At 60.1% G+C, this 5,055-nt stretch carries 4 protein-coding genes and 1 pseudogene; 1 reads left to right on the top strand and 4 read right to left on the bottom strand.

What is annotated here, in order from left to right; translation table 11 throughout:
- Positions 1-389 (top strand): annotated as a pseudogene (locus tag WBP53_RS12325) (hypothetical protein); the annotation flags it as partial.
- Between the two features lie 136 nt (positions 390-525).
- Here WBP53_RS12325 and WBP53_RS12330 read toward each other — a convergent pair.
- The 4 genes from WBP53_RS12330 to WBP53_RS12345 form a co-directional block, all read right to left on the bottom strand.
- Positions 526-2,253 (bottom strand): heparinase II/III domain-containing protein, encoded by a 1,728-nt coding sequence (locus WBP53_RS12330; RefSeq protein ID WP_423929343.1) that lies wholly within the window; start codon positions 2,251-2,253, stop codon positions 526-528.
- 260 nt (positions 2,254-2,513) lie between these two features.
- A complete protein-coding gene (locus WBP53_RS12335; RefSeq protein ID WP_423929349.1) occupies positions 2,514-3,251 on the bottom strand; it encodes a glycosyltransferase family 2 protein in 738 nt (245 codons plus the stop codon).
- A 29-nt stretch (positions 3,252-3,280) separates the two neighbouring features.
- Positions 3,281-4,465 carry a hypothetical protein gene (locus tag WBP53_RS12340; RefSeq protein ID WP_423929345.1) on the bottom strand — a complete coding sequence of 395 codons (1,185 nt, stop codon included), beginning with the start codon at positions 4,463-4,465 and terminating at the stop codon, positions 3,281-3,283.
- Between the two features lie 78 nt (positions 4,466-4,543).
- Positions 4,544-5,055 (bottom strand): polysaccharide deacetylase family protein (locus WBP53_RS12345; protein WP_423929347.1); only part of this gene is annotated, 512 nt, incomplete at its 5' end.

The following is a 5,055-nucleotide window of genomic DNA, read 5'->3' on the forward strand; positions in this document are numbered from 1 at the left end:
CTTTCAAGCTGGCGGGCCACAGCTGGCGCGACGACTGCAGCGGCCCGGATGGACAAATCGCCTGGTACTGGTCCTCTTCGCAAGCTTCGATCTCTACGCTGATCCGCATGCAGGATGAAGGCGGCAAGTACAGCGACTCGCATACCGTGCAGCTGGGGTTGCCTGTTGCAGCGGCCCGCTACTTTGAAACCGACCCGGCCTGGCAATCGAAGTTTGATCAACGATTGAAACTGATAGCCAACTCCTACGCGATCGAGTGCGCGCGAACGAGCTCGACCGCGCGCCGCTTCAACTGGAACAATCGCGGAGCTGGCACCGTGCAATGGATGCTGCAGAATTTCGATTCAACGCCGACGCCGGGAATTCCTGCGCGGCCGGGCGAATCTTGATCAGTAGATCCCCCCCCCTGACGGGCCTTTGGCAAAAGCATCGAACCGAACCGGCAACGTCGGTGGACGTTCCTGCGCTAGCGGCAGCAACTGGCGATAGCCACCCGGCAGCTCGGCTGATTGCGACTCGCCTGGACTAGTTCTCGAACCCGTGCTTCATGATGGAATCGCCGGTCGTCAGCTCGACGATGTATCCGGTGTTCGAGGATGCTCCACGAACTTCCAGCTTCCAGCCGGAATTGAAGTCACCGTCGATCGTGCGCCAGTCGACTGCAACAAGCGTCGCATTGAGCGGCTCGATCACACGAATCTTCAGGTTTCCTGCCGTTGCCGTCTGGCCGCTGATGATTGGCTTGACCGGGGTATTGACCTGAAAAATCGCCTGAGTGTCCGAGGTCACCGAGAACTGATCCGTCACGAGCAAGCTGCTGCCGCTGAAATCAAGCCTGCGCTGCCATGAAGTAACGCCGGCACCAGACTGGTAGGCCGCGCTCATGTCTCCCGTGACATGAACCTCGCCCGGGCTTGGCCCAAGCTGAGTCACGTTCATGGTTGAACGGGTGCCTTCACGTTGGCGCACATTGGCACCGTTGCGAACGAAGCGGACGACGTTGTGTACCTCGGTACCTTGCTGGATGCCGCTGTGGCTACGGATGTTCTCGGTCACCGCAAGCCAGTCGCCGGAGAACAGGGTGAACGATCCCTGGTCCTGATGGGCGTGGCTTTGCGCATAGGATCCGGCGGAGAAACTGAGCCAGGTCGCGCTCGTCTCCCAGCTGGTCCGGGTGAACAGATGACCAATTCCTGTAGCCACGTAGGTCAGCGGAGCATTCGGTACGCTGGAGGAGCTTCCTGCCGGCAACAGGTCATCGCGGAAGTTGAAGCCGCTGGACATCTGCTGCACGGAATTGTGATTGATCCACCACGATGCAAGATCGCGCGCTGCGGCATTGTTGGTCAGGTAGCGCGCCTCGAGCAGCAGATGCCGGTGATAGTCGAAAAACTCGGGGTTGGAATTGCGCGACTGATCGCCGTATGGCGCAAAGCGGTCGCGTGACGGCACGGTTGCATGCAGCCAGTAGGAAATGGTGTCGGTCAGGTGCGAATTGGCATTGGCCAGATCGGTACCCATCGAATCACGCCAGACCCGGTACAGCTCGAACAGCTTGTGGTGGGAGGTTCCGTAACCGGTCCCCTCCTCGCTGCCACCACCTTGCAGCATCGCGAAATAGCTCTCAAGCATCGGAAGCTTCTGCGTCTGCAGGAACGAGATCCAGCTGCTGCTGTTGCTGGCCAGCGCCCAATACATGGTCGCGCGCAGGAAGCTGTAGTAATAGTTGTTGGCCGGATCATTGGTGCCCCATCCCGACCACGATGCAGCACGACCTGCCCACTGCGCCTGCGACGGGTTCCAGATGTTCGCGATGGTCCGTTCCGTGTACGCCGACCAGCGTGTGCGCTGGTTGCTGCTCACATAGGTGGAACACCAGTCGTAGGTCAGCGCCAGGTCACCGATCAGGGCACCGGCGTAGAGATAGGAATCACGTGCCACTTCAGGGTTCTGATTCCCCGCCATTGCCGCTTCGGCCGCGCTCACCTGACTTTCGACCATGTTCACGGCGAGGGTGCAGTACTGCGACTGGTTGGTCAGTCGGTACATGACAACGGCATCGTTTGCGGAGAAGTCGTAGCCGGGACTGCCTGCTACCGCCCGGTCTACCCAGTCCTTGAATCTGGAGTATTGGGTGGACTGCATGTTCACAAATGAAAGATCGCTGTTGATGGTTGCCCGCGCCTCACCGGCGGCACAAAGCGCCAGGGAAGACAGCAGGGCCAATCGAGCGGCCGACGGAAAACAGAACATGGCAATGTCTCGCGAGCAACAGGCGGCGCAGCTGGCGAAACAGGATTTCGGTCGCCACACAGCCCTTCAGGGAAGCGGACAATAGCGATCGTGGCCGATGAGTTTTGCGTACCGCGTTCAGAATTGGAAAGTGGACCGTCAAATAGTGTGAACTGGCCCCCAAGTCCCCGATTCTTTTGGCGATTCGAGAGACGGGAAGGCGTGCTCGGACCGCTTCAGCGGGTTTCCCCACTGACCTCGCAAGCCCCGCTCGTGGTCTTTCAATGCCTCTTGGCGATCGCATTCCAGACGTAATGGCACATGCACACGATGGAGCGAGCGAGCGAAAGTGACTCGACATCGCGATAAATGCGCCACTGCCAGCCGGCAGCCTTCAGCTTGTTCGCGGAAACCGAGCCCTCTCGCACCAGGTAGTAGGCGAGCGGCTCGTCGTGCTCGATCCGCTCCGCGCCCCCGGCGCGTTGCACCATCTGCAGCCAGAACACGTAATCCTCGTGTCCCATCCTGATGAACTCCGCCGCGCCCAGGCTGCGCTGGTAAACGCCAGTGAGGTTGCCGATGTAGTTGCTGCGCAGCAGATCCGCATGGCTCAAACGCGCAGGTGGCCGCACTGTGGATAACACACGACCGTCTTCGGCCATTCGCTGATACGTGCAGTAGCTGACTCGGGCACCAGATTGGCGCATCTGCCCGATCTGCAGCTCAAGCTTGCGCGGATGCCACCAGTCATCGCTGTCGAGGAATGCCAGAAATTCACCGCGCGCAGCGGCGATACCCGCATTGCGGGCAGCAGCAACGCCCGAATTGCTTGCCATTCGAATGAGGCGGACGCGTGCGTCAGCCGTTGCGTGGCGCTCGATCAGGGCTGGGGTGTCGTCAGTCGAACAATCATCCACGATGACCAGCTCAAGGTCCGCACGTGTCTGGACGAGAACCGAATCGATCGAACGGCTCATGAATCCCGCTGCATTCCAGGCCGGCATGATGACGCTGACCATCCCGGGAATGGACTCCCCATGCCGCCCGCTCACGGCGCGAAAGCAGCGTCGCTGCGAAGGGGGGCCGGCAGGATGTAGTCGCGATACTGAGCCGGATCGCCGTGCTTGCCGGCTTCGGCGGCCTTGATGATGTTGTAGACCTCGCGTGCGGTCACGTAGTGGAGTACGTAGTTCTCACCATCGTTGTACCTGGTTTCGAGGTGTTCGTGCATGGCATCCATCTCGGCGCCAAGCAGGGTATCCATGTCGCCTTCCTGGGTGCCATGGGTGTGGATCTTTACGAATACCCATTCCGGACGACCTTCAACATGGATGCCGGTTTCGATCCATGCATCGACGCGCTCGGGCGTGGGCGGGCAGCTGCGGCGAACATCCGAATTCTCGATGCGGGGAATGATCCCGAATCGACGGCTTCGCCAGTTCAGGGCCAATGGTCCCTGCACGATCATCAGGTCGCCGACTGTCTTGCCGCCCACATGCACCGGCTCACCCTTGTCATGTGATTTCGGGCGCTTCGGATCATCGGTCGCATAGTAAATCGAGTTCACCGTACTGGTCTGCGTGTCGCTGGGTGCGGAAGGCAGCGTGAAATCGGCATAGCAGCCCAGTTCGCGAAGCAAGATCAGTTCGTTATTGATGCCGCACCAGCGCCCATCCGCGCGCGAGTTATCCAGAGACCAGTTGCCGTGGATGAAGGCGAACGCGAGCTCGCCGGTGCGCGGATCCCGCACCAGCGCGCCATGCTTCTCGTGCAAGGTATTGCAGAAGCGCCGCATCGATGTACAGAAATTCTCCGGCGTATCGTTGTCGTGATGCAGATGGATCTCGATTTCGCCGTAGCCATCGGCACATAGCGCGGCAATTTTCTCGAGGTGCTCTTCGACGTATTCCTCTTCGGGATAGAAGAATCCATGTTGCGGATGGCGTCCGTCTGCATCGCGATGGCGACCTGCCATGGCCCGATAGTCGTGGCACCAGCGATCCACCCGCAGGCGTTGCGCGGCCAGGTCGGCTCCTCCCCACATCGGCTCGAAATGATCAACGAAACAGAACATCACATGGACCGGCCCGGACGTTTTTGGCCGCGCGGGACGGGCAAGGTAGCTGCGAAGCCAGATCTGCATGTTGCGCGAGCGCAGGATCATCCAGAACATGAACCCGGCAAGGAGTGCGCCCGGAACAAGCACGATGGCGATCAGGAAATACGTATTCATGGACTCAGCGTGTCCTTCTCTGTGCAACAGTCAAGCAGGACGCCAGCCTGCGCTGGACAGCAGGATCGGTTGTCCCGTTCATGCCCCTGGCAACTCGGGCAGGATGGAAAGCTCGAACCCCGATGCGCGCCACTCGGGCAGCAACACCGCCAGGGCATCGATCGTGGCATCACTGTCATCGTGCATCAGCACGATGTCGCCCGCACGCGGTGGCGAGTTGCGCATGATCTCGACCAGCTCCGCTGCAGGCCTGTGCTGGTAGTCGAGACTGTCATAGGACCAATAGGCCATGCTGTCCGGGCGAAACGCATACTGCGCCAGCAGCGACAGTGGAAACCGGCCGGATGGAGGACGGAACCGATGCCTGGTCTTGCCATCGTGGCGTGTCAGCAGTTTTTCCGTACGCTCGATCTGATCCAGTTGATCGGCACGCGGGATACGCGTGAAGCGAGGATGATCGTAGGAGTGGTTACCCAGTTGGTGGCCTTCGGAAACCAGCCGGTCGACGATCTCGGGATGTTTTTCGATCTGCTCACCAAGCAGGAAAAAGGTGGCCTTTGCAGCATGGCTCGCCAACAGGTCTAGCAGGC

The sequence above is a fragment of the Dokdonella sp. genome, assembly GCF_049593775.1.
Lineage (GTDB): Bacteria > Pseudomonadota > Gammaproteobacteria > Xanthomonadales > Rhodanobacteraceae > Dokdonella.

Bases quoted from the DNA above. Each gene is read 5' to 3' on its own strand.
- WBP53_RS12335 (WP_423929349.1), bottom strand. From the start codon at position 3,251: ATGGTCAGCGTCATCATGCCGGCCTGGAATGCAGCGGGATTCATGAGC.
- WBP53_RS12330 (WP_423929343.1), bottom strand. From the start codon at position 2,253: ATGTTCTGTTTTCCGTCGGCCGCTCGATTGGCCCTGCTGTCTTCCCTG.
- WBP53_RS12340 (WP_423929345.1), bottom strand. From the start codon at position 4,465: ATGAATACGTATTTCCTGATCGCCATCGTGCTTGTTCCGGGCGCACTC.